This window comes from Phreatobacter stygius (genome assembly GCF_005144885.1).
In the GTDB taxonomy this organism is placed as follows: domain Bacteria; phylum Pseudomonadota; class Alphaproteobacteria; order Rhizobiales; family Phreatobacteraceae; genus Phreatobacter; species Phreatobacter stygius.
Genome location: NZ_CP039690.1, coordinates 4522146 through 4537365, shown reverse-complemented (window position 1 = coordinate 4537365; position 15220 = coordinate 4522146). Strand labels below are relative to the sequence as shown.

Below are 15220 nucleotides of genomic sequence, written 5' to 3'. Positions count from 1 at the left end.
TCGGCGACAATGACGGCGATCAAATGGCAATCATGACGAATGCGCGACGGCCGTCCGGCCGCGAAGGCGATGAAGCTCTGAATGCGGCCAAAACTCCGGGCGTCGTCAACTCAAGTCCTCTTGAGTTCGGGCCTTGGCGGGCTCAGCGCCCGGCATTCCTGGCGCTCTGGATCGCGACCTCGGCGGCCTTTTGCAGGAGCTGGGCATAGCTCGCACCGAAGATCCGCGCCGAAAACCGGATGCCGGCCTCGATCTGGCTGATCTTCAGCGCCCGGTCGGTCTCGGGCGCGCTGCGGATCGATTCCAGGAGCTGGGTCAGCCGCGGATCGAGATAGCCCTGGATCTCGGTGAACACCCGCACGGTGATCTCGTTCAGCGCGATTTCGGAGGCCGAATTGCGGCAGACGGTGAGCAGGTCGAGCCGTGTCTCGATCTCGCCGACCACATCTTCGGTGACCTGCTCGACATGCATGTCGTCGCGATGCCGGCCGCGCAGGTGCCGGCGGATCTGTCCCGGCACGCCCTCGATCTCGGCCGACAGCAGGCGCGCCAGAGTACCGCGGAGCTTGGCCATCCGACGCTGCCACGGGCCGTCGCCCGACAGGTTCATGTCGGTGCGCAGCGCGCGGGCGGCGTCGTGGAAATCCTTGACCAGGCCGCCGACATTCTGCGGCCGGTTGGCCTTGAGCGCGGCCGCCGTGCCGAGCACCGCCAGTTCGGCATCGGCCAGCACCAGTTCGACGGCGTGGCGATAAGGATTGGCGGCGATCTTGGTCGGGTCGTCGCTTTCGGCGGCCGCCACCGCCAGACGCACCAATTGATGGCGATGGGCGAGCCGCGACTGCACCAATGCCAGCGCAAAGGGCAAGAGCGAGGGCCGCTTGACGGCGATCGGATCGAGCAGCGCGCGGGCGTTGTCGAGCCCGTCGTCGGCGAGGTTCTTGATCAGCGGCGGCAGTTTGGCCGGCAAATAGGCGAGCGCGCCGATATCGGGCAGAATCCGGACAATATCGGTGGCGTCGTCGAGCACCCGTTCGTCGCCGAGATGGGCGGCCAGGCGCTTGCGTGTCGGCTCGCCGGCCTCGGTCGAGGACAGCTTGGCCTCGATCGCCGGGATCATGATCGAGAGAAATTTGGCGCAGTGATAGTTGACCGCCTCGGTGTCGTTGGCGGCGCTCGCCGCCGCCACCGCCGCCTCGAACACCCTGGTCTCGGCCGGTTTCAGGTCGCGCTCGACCCAGGTCCAGATCGCGGCGACCGAGGCGCGCATGATCCGCGCCCTGGTCTTGGCTTCCAGGCGGTCGTCGATGAGGAAGGGTTCGAGCGGCCGGAACAGCAGGCGGGCGGCCTGATCGGACCGCGGCGCCGGCTCGACGCGCAGCGGCGGTTCGGTGCCGGGTTCGAATTCGGGCGTGTCGCGCATGCTCGAGCGCAAGGCCGCCAGCACCATTTCGCCGCCCGGCAGGTCTTCGCCGCGCAATCGCGCCCGCTCGAATTCGTTGGCAAGCAGCGCCTTGGCGGCTGACGGCAGGCCGTCCAGATAGGCGCGCAGGCGCTCGCCCGGGGAGGCCGGCGCCACTTCTTGATCCGCCACTGTCGCAAGCTCAGCCATTCTGCCGCGACGCTACGCCCAGTGCGGTTAAGAATCGGTTGGCCGTCCATACGGCCAACCGAATCGGCGTCGGTGTCAGGACACCGGCGACCAGCTGCCGTCGGGATTGCGGCAGGCTGTGCCGACCGCCGTCTGCGGCGCGCCGTTGATATAGATCGTGTTGGTATATTCGCGGCACAGGCCGCCGGCGCGCCGATAGGTCGGGCCCGGCTCGACATAACCATAGGCCTTTTCGCCACGCCATTCCGACCGGCGGCCTTCCCAGATGGCGACACGCTCGGCCTCATAGGCGCGCTGGCGGTCCTGGGCATCGAGATCGCGGCCGATGGCATTGCCGATCAGGCCGCCAATGGCCGCACCGGCAAGGCCGGCGCCGACGCGGCCGGCGACGCCGCCGCCGAATTGCGAACCGATCAGGCCGCCGGCGACCGCACCGATGGCGGTGCCGGACTGTTCGCGGGTTTCGCAACCGGCGACGGTGAGACCGATCAGGGCGGTGGCGACGACAAGGCGGAGGCGCATGAACAATCCCGTTGGCTTGAACCGCGCCGGGTTCGACCCGGCGCCTGAATGACCGGCGCCAATGTCCAGCGGAATGAGGCAAAAAGGCGGCGTCTGGGCTGGATGATCGGCCCGTTCACACCGTCGGCAGCCGCAGGCTCGCGCGCAGCCCGCCGAGCGGCGAGGCATCCAGCAAGAGCTTGCCGCCATAGAGCCCGGCGAGCTCGGACGCGATCGACAGGCCGAGGCCGCTGCCGGGCTTGGTTTCGTCCAGCCGCTTGCCACGCTGGCCGACGGCTTCGCGCTCTTCGGCCGACAGGCCGGGACCATCATCGTCGATGGCAATGGTGAAAAAGGCCCGATCGGCCGAGGTTGCCGCGGATTCCGGCCGGACCGTCACCAGGACGCGCTGATTGGCCCATTTGCAGGCGTTGTCGACGAGGTTGCCGACCATTTCCTCGAGGTCGTGGCGCTCGCCGCGGAAGGTCACGCCAACAGGCACATCGGCGGCAACCCCAAGGCCACGGTCGCGGTGGATCTTTTCCATGGTGCGGGCGAGCCCGCCGACCACTTCCGCGACCGGCACCACGGTGGTGGCAACCTGCACCCTGGCGGCGACGCGGGCGCGGTCCAGGTGGTGGTTGACCTGGTCGCGCATGATGCCGACCTGTTCGGCGACTTTCACGGCCAGGGCGTCATCACGGCCGGCGGCCTCGTTCTGAATCACCGAGATCGGCGTCTTCAGGGCATGGGCGAGATTGCCGACATGGGTGCGGGAGCGCTCGACGATCTCCCTGTTGGTGTCGATCAAGGCATTCACCTCGCGCGCCAGTGGCGCGATCTCGACCGGGAAAGTCCCTTCCAGGTGATCCTTTTCACCGGTCCGGATGGCGGTCAGCCCGCCGACCAGCCGGTTCAGCGGGGTCAGGCCGACCCTGACCTGCAGCAGCGCCGCCACCACCATGCCGATGCCGAGCAGCACCAGGGTGGCGATGAGCGTCAGGTTGAACTGGCTGACCGCGCCCGAGATCTCGTCGGCATCGCCGGCCACCATGACGACGAATTCGCCATCCTCGCCAAGTTCGATGGTCCGCTCGACCGCCCGGAGGCGCTGATTGACCGGCCCCTCGACATAACCTTCGCGGGACCGCGTCGGCCCCTCCGGCACGATGCCGGGTCCAAGGCCGGCGAGCCGCCCTTCGAACAGCGAACGCGACGCGCGCGTGTCGCTGCGCCCGGCATCGACTCGGATGATCTGCCAGTACCAGCCCGACTGCGGCAGTTCGAACAGCGGCTCGCCGAGATTGGCGCCGATCTGGATCTGCGGATCGTCGACGGCCCCGGCAATGTCGGCGATGAGCAGTTTGACATAGACACCGAGGCGCCGGTCGAAGCCGCGCTCGACGGCGTCGCGATTGACCTGCGCCAGCACGACGCCGGTGATGGTCAGCAGCACCACAGCAAAGGTCAGGGCCAGAACGAACAGGCGCCGCGCGAGCGACGGGGCGCGGATTCCAGTCACCGTTACGCCGCCTGTGGCGGCTGCAGGATATAGCCCAAGCCGCGCACCGTCTGGATCACATCGACGCCGAGCTTCTTGCGCAGGCGACCGATGAACACCTCGATCGTATTGGAATCGCGGTCGAAATCCTGGTCGTAGATATGTTCGACCAGCTCGGTGCGCGACACCACCTTGCCCTGCTGATGCATGAGATAGGCGAGCAGGCGGTATTCGTGCGAGGTCAGCTTCACCGGATTGCCGTCGACGGTGACGCGGCCGGCGCGCGCGTCGAGCCGGACCGGCCCGCAATTGAACTCGTTGGTGGCCTGGCCGGCGACCCGCCGGAGCAGGGCCCGGAGCCTGGCCAGCACCTCCTCCATGTGGAAAGGCTTGGCGACATAATCGTCCGCGCCGGCGTCGAAACCCTGGACCTTGTCGGACCAGCGGTCGCGCGCGGTGAGGATCAGGACGGGCATGGTGCGCCCCGAGCGGCGCCATTGCTCGAGCACCGAGATGCCGTCCATCTTGGGCAGGCCGATATCGAGCACGACCGCATCATAGGGCTCGGAATCGCCGAGGTAATACCCCTCCTCGCCGTCGAAGGCGCGATCGACGACATAACCCGCATCGGTCAGGGCGGTGAAAATCTGCCGGTTGAGATCCGGATCGTCCTCGACGACGAGCAGCCGCACGCTTGGTTTCCTTGTCTTGGCTCGCGCGCTTGTTAAAGGGCGCCGCGGTTCATGCGCCCGTCAGCGGACCTGGACGAGTTGCCCGGTCGCCGCGTCGAAGCGCGCGCGCATGACCTTGCCATGCCGGTTGACGACTGTCAGCAGGTAGACGAGCTGGCCGGTCGAAACGCGGCAGAGCCGGGCATTGACCACGTCGCCGCGATGCTCCGGACGCAGGTTGCGGGTTGCCTGCTCAAGCGGCACGGCCTGGTTGCCGGCGATCGCGGCGCGCTGTTCGGAAGGCGTCAGACAGCCCTGGGCCATGGCGGAAGCGGGCGCCAGCGCGAGCACGAACATGACGGCACAGGTCTTGAGCAGGGTCATGTCTGGAACGGACCATGGCGAGGAAGCCGGCAAGGTAGTCACGCGGCCTGAACGGTCGATGAATAACAATGCGGGAGCGGCTTTGCGCAGCGCCGCCCGGGACCGCGATGCCCGGGACATCGTTCGATCGCCATGCATCGTCCGGCCATTGCCTTCCCGGCCGGCCGAGCCGAGTGTAGCCTGACCTGCACGCCGCGTCGGCCTGCGGTCGACGACATGTCGAAGCGACGATGTCGCCGGCTGGTCATCATCGGGCCTCACACGGATGGCTCAACGATTGCGGCGCCCGATCGCATCTGGAGTGAAGACATGAGCCATGTGCCCAACGACCTTGCTGCGGAATTCCCGGATGCCGGCCCGGCGATTGCCAAGCTGAAGGCATCGAACCCGCATTTCGCCAAAGTGATCGAGAGCTATCACTCGGTGAACAAGGAGATCCACCGGATCGAGGCCGATCTCGAGCCGACATCGGACGAGACGCTGGAGGATTTCAAGAAGCAGCGGCTGGCCTTCCTGGATGAGATCGCCGCCATGATCGCCCAAGCCGGGACCTGAGCGGACCGCCGCCGACGGCAAGACCGGGACAACCGCTCGTGGCGAGGTCGGCCCGGCGTCAAATACCCTAGGTGTTTGATCCCGGGCTTTGATGGTGCAATCTCGATGCAGGAATCGAGGGACGCGCTATGGGCCAGGTTCTCCACGGGAGCGCCACGACGACTGAGGCGGTCCGTCGAGCGATACAACATAGTCAAGAGAGCCTGAGGGCTCTGTCTAAGCGCTACGGGATTAACCAGAAGACGGTCGCGAAGTGGAAGAAGCGGACCTCGGTGACCGATGTGCCGACCGGGCCGAAGAACCCGACTTCGACAGTGCTGACGATTGAGGAAGAGGCCGTGATCGTCGCCTTCCGGAAGCATACTTTGCTGCCGCTCGACGACTGCCTCTATGCGCTACAGCCGACGATCCCGACGCTGACGCGGTCATCCCTGCACCGCTGCCTGCAGCGTCACGGGATCAGCCGCCTGCCCGAGGTCGAAGGCGAGAAGCCGGCGAAGACGAAGTTCAAATCCTATCCGATCGGCTTCTTCCACATCGATATCGCCGAGGTGCAGACCGCTGAGGGCAAGCTGTACCTCTATGTCGCCATCGATCGCACGAGCAAATTCGCCGTCGTACAGATCGTCAGGAAGACGGGGCGGACCTCCGCGTCAGCCTTCCTCTCGGCCTTGATCGAGGCCGTCCCCTACAAGATCCATACCGTTCTCACCGACAACGGCATCCAGTTCACCTTCCCGCCACGGTATGCCGATGGTCCGACGGCGCGCTACGTGACGCACATGTTCGGCATGCGCTGCCAGGAGAACGGCATCGAGCACCGCCTCACCAAGGTGAAGCACCCTTGGACTAACGGCCAGGTCGAGCGCATGAACCGCACCATCAAAGAAGCCACCGTCAAGCGTTACCACTACGACAGCCACCGGCAGTTCGAAGCGCATCTCGCCGACTTCGTCAGCGCCTACAATTTCGGGCGGAGGCTGAAGACCCTCAAGGGCCTCACACCCTACGAATTCATCTGCAAACTCTGGACAACAGAGCCTCAACGATTCAGGCTCGATCCACTCCATCAAATGCCGGGACTAAACACCTAGGCGGCCGTGCCCGGCTTGGCGCGCGGCGCCCAGCGGTCGCCGGCGACCACCGACAGGACCGGTCCGCCATTGGCGGCCTCCGGCGAAATCGTTCCGGCCAGGCGAACCAGGAAAGGCAGTGTCCAGCCCGGCAGCCTTGATCCGGCATGGGCGCCCGACCGGCCGAAGACGATGGTGGTCGAGGCGGTCACGACACGACCTCCAGGCAGCCGGTGCAGGTTGCGGCGGCGATCACATTGACGACATCGCACGGTGCGGACGCGGCGATGGCTCCCGCCCTGCCCGCCGGCGATTCGACCCGGGCGGCGGAACTTGCGGATGACGGCTTGGTCTCGACGAAGGTCATGAGAATCTCGCGGGTTTGTGATGGGTCGCCGCCAGGAGATGTTTGGTTCATCCCCAGATACGGTTGGATGGCGGCAATCGGATTGACAGGTCCTGATAGTTCCGGGCCTCATCGGTGCGACTTTGAGGAGACAGCGTGCGGATATTGGTTCTTGCCCTGGCATTGATGCCTGCCGGTCCGGCCTTGGCTGTGATCGGCGGCACACCCCTGTCGGCTTCCGATCCACTGAACAGCCAGACCGTGATGATCTCGGGCGGCCAGGGCTTCTGCTCCGGCGCCGTCATTGGCGAGCGCCTGGTGCTGACCGCCGCCCATTGCATCGAGGGCAGCCCCAGGCTTGCCGTGCTGGTGTTCGGTCCGAACCGCCAGCCGATCCTCAACGAGATCACCGGGCGTTCGATCCACCCCGCCTATAGGCGTGTCGACTGGCAGAACCGGCGCACCGCGGTGGATCTGGCGGTGGTGCGCACCGCCCAGCCGATCGGCCAGGGCAGACGTGCCGCGAGCCTCAGTTCAGCGCCGCTGCCGGCGGCCGGAGCGTCGATCCGCCTGGTCGGCTATGGCCCGCTTGCCGAGGGCGACGGCGCCAGCGCCGGTGTCCTGCGCCAGGCGGCGCTGACCGTGACCGGGCGGCCGTCGAGCTACCAGGTCCGCCTCGCCGGGCCGGCGGGGGCAAGGCTCGGCGCCTGCACCGGCGATTCCGGCGGGCCGGTGTTTTCGACCGAAGGCGGACAGCCGGTGGTGGCCGGCGTGGTCAGCTGGACCACCGGCCAGGGCGCCGCCCGCTGTGGCAATCTGACGGGGACGGTCCCTGTCGCACCTCACCGCCGCTGGATCGAAGAGACGATCCAGGGCCTTGGAGCGCAACGATGAGACATCTGACAGCTTCCATGAGCCTCGCGGGCGCCCTGGCCGGCGCCGCACTCATGATCGGCACGCCGGCTCACGCCATTATCGGCGGCAATTCGGTGCCAGCCTCGGATCCGCTGGCCCGGTCCTCGGTGCTTGTGGTGACCGGCGATGCCAATGGCTGCACCGGCACGCTGATCGGTCGCCGCAGCGTGCTGACCGCGGCGCATTGCGTGCAAGGCGCCCGCATCGCTGTTGTCGCCTTCATCCGCGCCGGCCGGATCGTGGCGCTGACGCCGGTGCTGACCGCATCCGGGCATCCCGGCGTGCGCGGCCCGCGCGGCAACAACGCGCCGATCGACGTCGCGGTGCTGACCATGCGCGACCTGCCGCCGGCCGGTTTCGGCCCGGCCCGCGTCGGCGGACGCGAACCGCCGCCGGGCTCGCGTGTCACCATTGCCGGTTTCGGCCGCCAGCGGCTCGAGAGCATGCGCAGCGCCGGCGAATTGCGGCGGGTCGACCTGCCGGTGATCCAGCGGTCGCCGTCCGGCTATACCGCCCTCGGCGTGCCCGGCTTGTTCGAAACCGGCCGCGCGCCATCGGCCTGCCAGGGCGATTCGGGTGGGCCGGCGCTCTCCGGCGGCAGCGTCGTCGGTGTGGTCAGCCTGGTTTCGGGCCCGACCGAGACGCGCGGCTGCGGCTTCCTGACGATCGCCATGCCCGTGGTTTCGATTGCGCCGTGGATTCGTGGCGCCGTCGCGACCGGTGAAAGCCGGGCACCAGCCAATCCGCGCGTCGCGACCTTGCCGCCGCCGCGGGCACCGGAACGGGAAGGCTTGCCGCCTTGGGCGCGAATCGACCGGCAATAAGGCGAGCTTGCCCGGGCCTGCCGATCCAAGGTGAGGAAATGAGGGGCGCACGGACTGGCCCGGCAGCCACAAATCCCGAGCCTGGATAAATCGTATCGGAGCCCGACCGGCATCGCAAGGATTATATTCCTCGATCCGGTGGCGGCGCGATCAATGTCCCCAGGCCGTCCACAGCATGGCGAGGCCGGACACCAGCATCAGCCCGTCCAGCATGACGCGGAAATGCGCGGCATCCATGCTGAGGACGAAACGTTTGGCGACGAAGGCGCCGGCCATCAGCGACGAACCGGTGATCAGGCCCTTGAGGACGATCTCGACCGGCAGCGCGCCGAACTGGCGAAACGACAGCACCTTGGCGGCATAAATGGCGAGCGAACCGGCCGATTCGGTGCCGAGGAACGCGCCGCCGACAAGCCCGTAGGACACGAAGACCGGCACCGAGATGGGTCCGGTGGCGATCACGATGCCGGTCAGATAGCCAATGACCGCGCCAGCCAGCCCGAGATGCCAGAGCGTGAAGCGGAACTGGCGCGCGGCGAACCAGCGGCGCAGCGGGATCATGGCGATCAAAAACAGGCCGATCGCGATGTCGGCGGCGCGCGGGGGAATGGCGATCAGCGTGCGCGCGCCGAGTGCTGCGGCCGGCGCGCCGGTGACGGCGTAGGCGGCAAAGGCGCGCCAGTCGACCTCGCGCCACCAGGCCAGGATACGCGAGACATTGGCGAGGATGGAAGCGACCGCCATGATCGGCACCGCTTCCTGCGGCCCGAAACAATAGGCCAGGACCGGCGCCAGCATGATGGTCGAACCAGTGCCGATGATACCGCTGATGGTGCCGGCGACGAGGCCCACGGCGAGAACGACAATGAATTCCATTGGCCGGTCCTTGCGAGCGGACGGTTGTGCGATTGGCCGGCAGAGTCGGTCAAGCGGTCCGGGCGACGGCGCCCCCCTGCCCCAGCGGCATGGCTTCGGCGGTGATTCGGACCAGCCGGCCCGGCCGCCGCGGGCAACGCGGTGCGGGTTCGGATGCCACGCCCGGACGCTCGTCACGGCCTCGCACAGCCGCCGCCCTTGGAATTGGCACCCTGCAACACCATATTGACACTCGATCGGCCTGCTCTCGATTCGGAGGCGGCTGGCGATCCAGGCGCTCCTGAAGACGGGCGGAAGCCCCACCCATCACGATTGGCGACCATACCGTCCGGCATCCCGTCGCTGCCGCGGCGCTGTTGACGTCGACGAGGCTGGGGCGCGATTCAGAAGGAAAACGCAGTGACAGACGAATCGACGAAGACCTTGGCCGCAGCCCAAACTCGCAAGGAGCGGGCCGAGAAGCAGGCCGAGGATGCTATGAAGGCGCGGGCCGAGGCGGCAAGCCAGGCCCAGCATGTCCAGGACCGCACGGCCAAGCTGCGAGCTCTCCGGCTCGCCAAAGAACAGGCCGACGCGATCGCCGCGACCAAGGCTGCCAAGAAAGCCAAGGCTTAAGCCAAAGGTTAGAGCCAAGGCTTGGGGCCAAGGCTTAAAGCCGAGGCTTGAGGCCGCAGCGGCTCGCTGCCATCCTGGTCAGGCGCCGTGATTGAAGGAGAACATGATGGCCAATCCGCCGTTCAGGACGCGGGGTACCAACAGCACGCGCGATGCCGCCGAGGCGGCGTTCAAGTCGGCGACCACCAAGCCCGTGGCGCCGGTGGCGGCCGCACCGAAGCCAACCGCGCCGGTCATCCCCAACGCCAAGGAACTGGTCACGCTGCGTATCGACCGGGACGTCCTCGAGCACTTCCAGGCCGATGGTCCGGGCTGGCAGGACAGGATCAACGCGACGCTCAGGACAGCCGTCATGGATGGCGATGGCGCGGCGCTGGCGACCGACCAGTTGAGCGCCGAGAATGACGGCTGAACGGCTCAGTCGAACCGGCCCAAAGGCCGGAAATCCTGGCCGCTCCGGGCCCGAAAGGCCGGCCGCCATAGCCGCCTGAAAAGATTGTCCTTGAATTTCAAGCCCGCAGCCGTTACATAGGGCCATCGAGTTTCGGTTGAACGACTTCGCGCCGCGCTGCCATTTCGGCGTTTTGCTAACGATATCTCCCTCCAAAACATCGACAAAATCGCGCAGGACTATCTGCGCTCGCTAACGCCTTTGCTATGGAGACTATCGATGGCGACCGGAACGGTTAAGTGGTTCAATTCGCAAAAGGGCTTCGGTTTCATCCAGCCCGACGCCGGCGGCCCGGATGTGTTCGTTCACATCAGCGCAGTTGAGCGTGCCGGTCTTTACGGCCTCAATGAAGGTCAGAAGATCACCTATGAAGTCGTTGCGGATCGCCGCAGCGGCAAGTCCTCGGCGGACAATCTGAAGGCCGAAGGCTGATCACAGCATGCCTCGCTTGAGCCGACCGACCATGTATGTACCGGCGGTTGGCATAAGCAAGATCATGGCCTGAGTTCCTGGTCACTTCGGTGACCGGTTAGGACGCTCGGGCCGCAACAGCGGAGTCGCGCCTTCAGATTGATGGCTGTGGCTCCGCTGTTTCGCATTCGTCGAGGCCTATTGAGCCCATCGCATGCAAACTATGTGAGGTGAGCCCGATGGCACTTCGGCCCAGTCTTTTCATTTTCCAATCCGGCACGTCCGAAAAGCTCGGCGCGTTCACTCTCGACAAGACCGGCAGCCAGTTGCCGGAAAAGTTCGCGCCCTGGACACGCACCGGCGTGGTTCTGCCCGATCGAAGCCCGCCTCACGGGTTGAAGCGCGCGGCGATCGAAGCCGGTGTCGCGGAATTTGGATTTCAGCTTTGGCGCCGGAAGGCGACGACCTGATCTTTTGATCGGGGTCACAACAGGAGGAGATTTCATTGCAGGTTTTGGTCCGCGACAACAATGTCGACCAGGCTCTCAAGGTCCTCAAGAAGAAGATGCAGCGCGAAGGCATCTTCCGTGAAATGAAGCAGCGCTCGGCTTACGAGAAGCCTTCGGAGCGCAAGACGCGCGAGAAGGCCGAGGCCGTGCGCCGGGCCCGCAAGCTCGCACGCAAGCAGGCTATCCGCGAAGGTCTGATCGCCGCGCCGAAGCCGAAGCCGCGCCCGACCGGCCGCCCGCGTGCCGGCCAGCTGCCGAGCTCCAGCCCGACCGCGTCCGCTCAGGCCGCCGGTGGCGAGCCGAACAAGAGCTGAGCGCCAGCGCGCCGGACCTCAATTTCAGGACGACCAGCCAGGGTTCTCACCGAACCCTGGTTTTTTATTGCGCTGTCGCCAATGAGCCGGCGCGCTGACCGACGGTCTCCGTCGGCTCGCCCTTCAGGCGCTTGCCGATCTCGACAATGGCCTGGATCGCCGGCATCAGTTCCTCGCCGAGATCGGTCAGCGAATATTCCGCCGAGGGCGGCGAGCTTGCCACCAGCCGACGCCGCAGCACCCGCTTCTGCTCGAGGTCTTTCAGACGCGCGCTCAGCATCTTGGCGGAGATCTGCGGAATATCGACACGCAACTCGCCGAAGCGGCGCGGCCCGGCGCTCAGATGCCAGATCACGTTGGGCGTCCAGGCGCCGCCGAGCAGCGCCATGCATTCGCCCAGCGCACAGGTCGGCGGTGGCTTGGGCGCACGGTTCTTGCGCTGTTTCAGGGCCATCTGGTTCTGCTCCCAAGTTACCGCCAAGAAACCGGAAAATTCAGTAACCTAATGTTATCAGATATACAAATGTTATCGGCCCTGCTTACCTCCGCTCCATCGTGATCGAAGCCGCCTTGGCGGCTTTTCGGGAGATGGACGGATGGCAAGGGTCGCAGTCGTTTTTCACAGTGGCTATGGCCACACGAAGGTGCAGGCGGAAGCCGTCCACAGAGGTGCCGCGGCGGTCGCCGGCACCGATGCGGCGCTGATCGACGTCGTCGATTACGAGCGGAACTGGGACCTGCTGGACCGCGCCGACGCAGTGATTTTCGGAGCGCCGACCTACATGGCCGGCGCCTCGGCGCCGTTCAAGGCCTTCCTGGACGCCACCGCCTCGCGCTGGGCAGAGCAGCGCTGGAAGGACAAACTGGCGGCCGGTTTCACCAATTCGGCCGGCCATAGCGGCGACAAGCTCAGCACGCTCCAGCAGTTCAATCTGTTCGCCATGCAGCACGGCATGATCTGGGTCGGCCTCGGCCTGTTGCCCGGCCATCATACCAGCACCGGCACGGCGGAAGACCTCAACAGGCTGGCCGGCTTTCTCGGCGCCATGGCGCAGTCCAACGCCGACCAGGCCGCCGACGTGGCGCCGCCGCCAGCCGATCGCCGCACCGCCGAGCATCTCGGCCGGCGGGTCGCCGAAGCCGCCGCGCGCTGGCGGCAGGCGTGAGACCCAAGGAGACGTCCAAGATGGACCACCGCTACGATGAGATCGTCCATGCGATGCAACTCTATTTCGACGGGCTGTATCACAGCGATACGACAAGGCTCGCCAAGGTCTTTCACGACCAGGCGCGTTATGTCTGCGCGACTGGGGGAGAGTTCACCCATTTCGGCATGGCCGACTATTGGCCGATCGTCGATCGCCGCCCCTCACCGGCGAGCCGCAACGAAAGACGGTCCGACCGGATCGTCTCGATCGAATTCGCCGGACCGGTTACCGCCTTCGTGCGGGCGGAATGCGCCATCGGCCCGAAGCTCTTCACCGACCTCTTGACCTTCATCCATCGCGACGGGCGATGGCAGATCATCGCCAAGGTCTTCCACTTCGACCTGCGACCGCAGGTCGAGGCCGACGCGCCCCGGGGAGATCCACCATGCCCTATGTGAACATCAAGATCACCCGCGAGGGTGCGACGGCCGAACAGAAGGCCGCGCTCATCGCGGGCGTGACCACGCTTCTCGCCCGCGTGCTGGACAAGAGCCCCGCCACGACCTTTGTGGTCATCGACGAGGTTCTCATGGAAGATTGGGGCATCGGCGGCTTGCCGGTGGACGAATTCCGGCGCCGCAAGGCCGCCGGGCCGCCGCCGGCCGAAGAGGAGAGCCCATGGCAATCGTCACGCCTCTGACCGAAAAATTCGGTCTCGCCGTCCCCTTGCTGCTGGCGCCGATGGCCGGGGTCAGCGGCGGCGCGCTCGCCGCGGCGGTCACCAATGCCGGCGGGCTCGGCTTCATTGGCGGCGGCTATTGCGACCGGGATTGGCTCAAGCGCGAGATGGAGGCTGCCGGCAATACGCCTGTTGGTATCGGCTTCATCACCTGGGCGCTGGAGAAAGACCCGACCCTGTTGGCCGCGGTGCTGACCCGCCGCCCGCCGGCCATTTTCCTGTCCTTCGGCTCGATCGGCGGCTTCGCCGGCAGGATCAAGGCCGCCGGCATCGCGCTGGTGGTCCAGATCCAGAGCGTCGCCGAAGCCCGCCTGGCGGCCGCCGAGGGCGCCGATGTGATCGTAGCGCAGGGCACCGAGGCCGGCGGCCATGGCGGCAGCCGGGCGACCTTGCCGCTGGTGCCCGCGGTGGTCGATGCGGTCGGCGCCATTCCGGTGGTGGCGGCCGGTGGCATCGGCGACGGACGGGGGCTCGCAGCGGCGCTGATGCTCGGCGCCTCGGGCGCGCTCTGCGGCACGGCTTTTTTCGCCAGCCGCGAATCGCTTGCCCACGCCAATGCCAAGCAGGCGGCGGTGGCAGGCTCGGGCGACGAGACGATCCGTGGCTCGCTGTTCGACCTTGCGCGGGGCATCGACTGGCCCGAACCTTGGACCATGCGGACGCTCGCCAACGGCTTCAGCCGGCAATGGCAGGCCGATCTCGCCGGCCTTCGCACCAATCTCGGGCCCGAGCAGGCCCGTTACGGGCAGGCGCGCGACCAGGGCAATGTCGATGTCGCGGCCGTCATCGTCGGCGAGGGCGTCGACATGGTGCGCGCAGTCGAGCCGGCCGAGGCGATCGTCCGGCGGATAGGCGCCGATGCCGAACGCCTGCTGGACCGGGCGGCCAGCCATCTGAGTCGCTGAACCGCACCGCAGGTGCATACATCGCGCGTCCTCTGCCCAAGAGCTCGCCACGGCACCCCGCCCTTGCCCAAGAGCCGGGCATTGCGCGCGCCACAATCAAGGAAATTCCGTCGAAATCGCTGGCCCGGTCTTTGCTGCAGCGCATCCAGGAGGGGATGTCATGCGCAAGGTCGAAATCCCAGCCGATCCCGATGCGGTGACGATCGACTGGGATCGCACAGCGGTCATCGTGATCGACATGCAGCGCGACTTCCTGGAGCCGGGCGGCTTCGGCGAGGCGCTGGGCAATGACGTGTCGAAGCTTGCGCGCGCCGTCGCGCCGATTCAGCGCCTGTTGAGGATCGCGCGCGCCAATGCCATCCCGATCATCCACACCCGCGAGGGCCACCGGCCGGACCTTGCCGATGCGCCGGCCCTGAAGGTCGAGCGCGGCGATCCACGATTCCGGATCGGCGCAGCCGGGCCGATGGGACGCATTCTGGTGCGTGGCGAACCCGGCCACGACATCGTGCCGGAGCTTGCACCGGCGCGTGGCGAACCAATCATCGACAAGCCCGGCAAGGGCGCCTTCTACGAGACCGATCTCGAACTGATCCTGCGCAACCGCGCGATCGAGACCCTGGTTGTCTGCGGCGTCACCACCGAGGTCTGCGTCCACACGACAGTGCGCGAAGCCAATGACCGGGGCTTCCGCTGCCTGGTGCCGGGCGATGCCTGCGCCTCCTATTTCGACGAGTTTCACGTCGTCGGCCTCAGGATGATTGCCGCCCAGGGCGGCATTTTCGGCTTTGTCACGACGACGGCAGCCCTGGCGGCGAGCCTTGCCGCGAGCCTTGCCGACCCGGCCTGACCAAATCCCCTCCCCAGCGA

At 66.6% G+C, this 15220-nt stretch carries 23 protein-coding genes; 14 read left to right on the top strand and 9 right to left on the bottom strand.

All coding sequences use genetic code 11. From position 1 onward, the window contains the following. Positions 1-142: 142 nt before the first annotated feature. From E8M01_RS21340 to E8M01_RS21320, 5 genes are all read right to left on the bottom strand, one after another. The gene (locus tag E8M01_RS21340) at positions 143-1579 is read right to left on the bottom strand and encodes a hypothetical protein (RefSeq protein ID WP_136961991.1); all 1437 of its coding nucleotides are present in this window, start codon (positions 1577-1579) and stop codon (positions 143-145) included. A gap of 108 nt (positions 1580-1687) precedes the next feature. Then, positions 1688-2134, bottom strand: a complete 447-nt coding sequence (locus tag E8M01_RS21335) for a glycine zipper 2TM domain-containing protein (protein WP_136961990.1) — start codon at positions 2132-2134, stop codon at positions 1688-1690. 115 nt (positions 2135-2249) lie between these two features. Further along, the gene (locus E8M01_RS21330) at positions 2250-3626 is read right to left on the bottom strand and encodes an ATP-binding protein (RefSeq protein WP_136964746.1); all 1377 of its coding nucleotides are present in this window, start codon (positions 3624-3626) and stop codon (positions 2250-2252) included. 11 nt (positions 3627-3637) lie between these two features. After that, complete coding sequence (locus tag E8M01_RS21325; protein WP_136961989.1) at positions 3638-4306, bottom strand: response regulator transcription factor; 669 nt, start codon at positions 4304-4306, stop codon at positions 3638-3640. Between the two features lie 60 nt (positions 4307-4366). Continuing rightward, positions 4367-4789: a PepSY domain-containing protein gene (locus E8M01_RS21320; RefSeq protein WP_136961988.1), complete on the bottom strand. Its 423-nt coding sequence runs from the start codon at positions 4787-4789 to the stop codon at positions 4367-4369. 189 nt (positions 4790-4978) lie between these two features. Between E8M01_RS21320 and E8M01_RS21315 the strand changes: the two genes are divergently transcribed. Together E8M01_RS21315 and E8M01_RS21310 are read left to right on the top strand one after the other, a co-directional pair. Beyond that, positions 4979-5224, top strand: a complete 246-nt coding sequence (locus E8M01_RS21315) for an HP1242/YdcH family protein (protein ID WP_136961987.1) — start codon at positions 4979-4981, stop codon at positions 5222-5224. A gap of 128 nt (positions 5225-5352) precedes the next feature. Beyond that, complete coding sequence (locus E8M01_RS21310) at positions 5353-6318, top strand: IS481 family transposase (protein WP_136958885.1); 966 nt, start codon at positions 5353-5355, stop codon at positions 6316-6318. Here the strand turns inward: E8M01_RS21310 and E8M01_RS21305 are convergent. Continuing rightward, complete coding sequence (locus E8M01_RS21305) at positions 6315-6509, bottom strand: hypothetical protein (RefSeq protein ID WP_136961986.1); 195 nt, start codon at positions 6507-6509, stop codon at positions 6315-6317. The two genes, E8M01_RS21310 and E8M01_RS21305, sit on opposite strands and share 4 nt — an antisense overlap. Then, on the bottom strand, positions 6506-6664 hold the full coding sequence (locus E8M01_RS35125) for a hypothetical protein (RefSeq protein ID WP_170182006.1): 159 nt from the start codon (positions 6662-6664) through the stop codon (positions 6506-6508). Before E8M01_RS35125 ends, E8M01_RS21305 begins: the two co-directional genes overlap by 4 nt. Positions 6665-6799: 135 nt before the next feature. On the opposite strand from E8M01_RS35125, the gene E8M01_RS21300 reads away from it, so the two are divergent. Beyond that, positions 6800-7537, top strand: a complete 738-nt coding sequence (locus tag E8M01_RS21300) for a S1 family peptidase (protein ID WP_136961985.1) — start codon at positions 6800-6802, stop codon at positions 7535-7537. Next, positions 7534-8382, top strand: coding sequence for a trypsin-like serine protease (locus E8M01_RS21295; RefSeq protein ID WP_136961984.1), 849 nt, complete (start codon positions 7534-7536; stop codon positions 8380-8382). The genes E8M01_RS21300 and E8M01_RS21295 overlap by 4 nt, the downstream gene beginning before the upstream one ends. Positions 8383-8532: 150 nt before the next feature. Here E8M01_RS21295 and E8M01_RS21290 read toward each other — a convergent pair whose 3' ends face one another. After that, positions 8533-9258 (bottom strand): sulfite exporter TauE/SafE family protein, encoded by a 726-nt coding sequence (locus E8M01_RS21290; protein WP_136961983.1) that lies wholly within the window; start codon positions 9256-9258, stop codon positions 8533-8535. A 399-nt stretch (positions 9259-9657) separates the two neighbouring features. Between E8M01_RS21290 and E8M01_RS21285 the strand changes: the two genes are divergently transcribed. From E8M01_RS21285 to rpsU, 5 genes are all read left to right on the top strand, one after another. Further along, complete coding sequence (locus E8M01_RS21285; protein ID WP_136961982.1) at positions 9658-9873, top strand: hypothetical protein; 216 nt, start codon at positions 9658-9660, stop codon at positions 9871-9873. A 106-nt stretch (positions 9874-9979) separates the two neighbouring features. After that, positions 9980-10285, top strand: a complete 306-nt coding sequence (locus tag E8M01_RS21280; protein ID WP_136961981.1) for a BrnA antitoxin family protein — start codon at positions 9980-9982, stop codon at positions 10283-10285. A gap of 258 nt (positions 10286-10543) precedes the next feature. Then, positions 10544-10756 (top strand): cold-shock protein, encoded by a 213-nt coding sequence (locus E8M01_RS21275; protein ID WP_136961980.1) that lies wholly within the window; start codon positions 10544-10546, stop codon positions 10754-10756. Positions 10757-10974: 218 nt separating this feature from the next. Continuing rightward, positions 10975-11205, top strand: a complete 231-nt coding sequence (locus E8M01_RS21270) for a hypothetical protein (protein WP_136964745.1) — start codon at positions 10975-10977, stop codon at positions 11203-11205. Positions 11206-11240: 35 nt separating this feature from the next. Continuing rightward, a complete protein-coding gene (gene rpsU / locus E8M01_RS21265; protein WP_136961979.1) occupies positions 11241-11558 on the top strand; it encodes a 30S ribosomal protein S21 in 318 nt (105 codons plus the stop codon). A 64-nt stretch (positions 11559-11622) separates the two neighbouring features. Here the strand turns inward: rpsU and E8M01_RS21260 are convergent, their stop codons facing one another. Beyond that, positions 11623-12012 (bottom strand): winged helix-turn-helix transcriptional regulator, encoded by a 390-nt coding sequence (locus E8M01_RS21260; RefSeq protein WP_136961978.1) that lies wholly within the window; start codon positions 12010-12012, stop codon positions 11623-11625. A gap of 142 nt (positions 12013-12154) precedes the next feature. Here E8M01_RS21260 and E8M01_RS21255 point away from each other — a divergent pair, with 142 nt between their 5' ends. The 5 genes from E8M01_RS21255 (at position 12155) to E8M01_RS21235 (ending at position 15200) form a co-directional block, all read left to right on the top strand. Further along, a complete protein-coding gene (locus E8M01_RS21255) occupies positions 12155-12724 on the top strand; it encodes a flavodoxin family protein (RefSeq protein ID WP_136961977.1) in 570 nt (189 codons plus the stop codon). Between the two features lie 20 nt (positions 12725-12744). Continuing rightward, positions 12745-13164, top strand: coding sequence for a nuclear transport factor 2 family protein (locus E8M01_RS21250; RefSeq protein WP_136961976.1), 420 nt, complete (start codon positions 12745-12747; stop codon positions 13162-13164). After that, on the top strand, positions 13152-13406 hold the full coding sequence (locus E8M01_RS21245) for a tautomerase family protein (RefSeq protein ID WP_136961975.1): 255 nt from the start codon (positions 13152-13154) through the stop codon (positions 13404-13406). The genes E8M01_RS21250 and E8M01_RS21245 overlap by 13 nt, the downstream gene beginning before the upstream one ends. Further along, entirely contained in the window at positions 13385-14350 is a 966-nt protein-coding gene (locus E8M01_RS21240; RefSeq protein WP_136961974.1) for an NAD(P)H-dependent flavin oxidoreductase, read from the top strand. Before E8M01_RS21245 ends, E8M01_RS21240 begins: the two co-directional genes overlap by 22 nt. Before the next feature lie 160 nt (positions 14351-14510). Continuing rightward, positions 14511-15200 carry a cysteine hydrolase family protein gene (locus tag E8M01_RS21235; protein ID WP_136961973.1) on the top strand — a complete coding sequence of 230 codons (690 nt, stop codon included), beginning with the start codon at positions 14511-14513 and terminating at the stop codon, positions 15198-15200. The last annotated feature ends 20 nt before the right edge of the window (positions 15201-15220 follow it).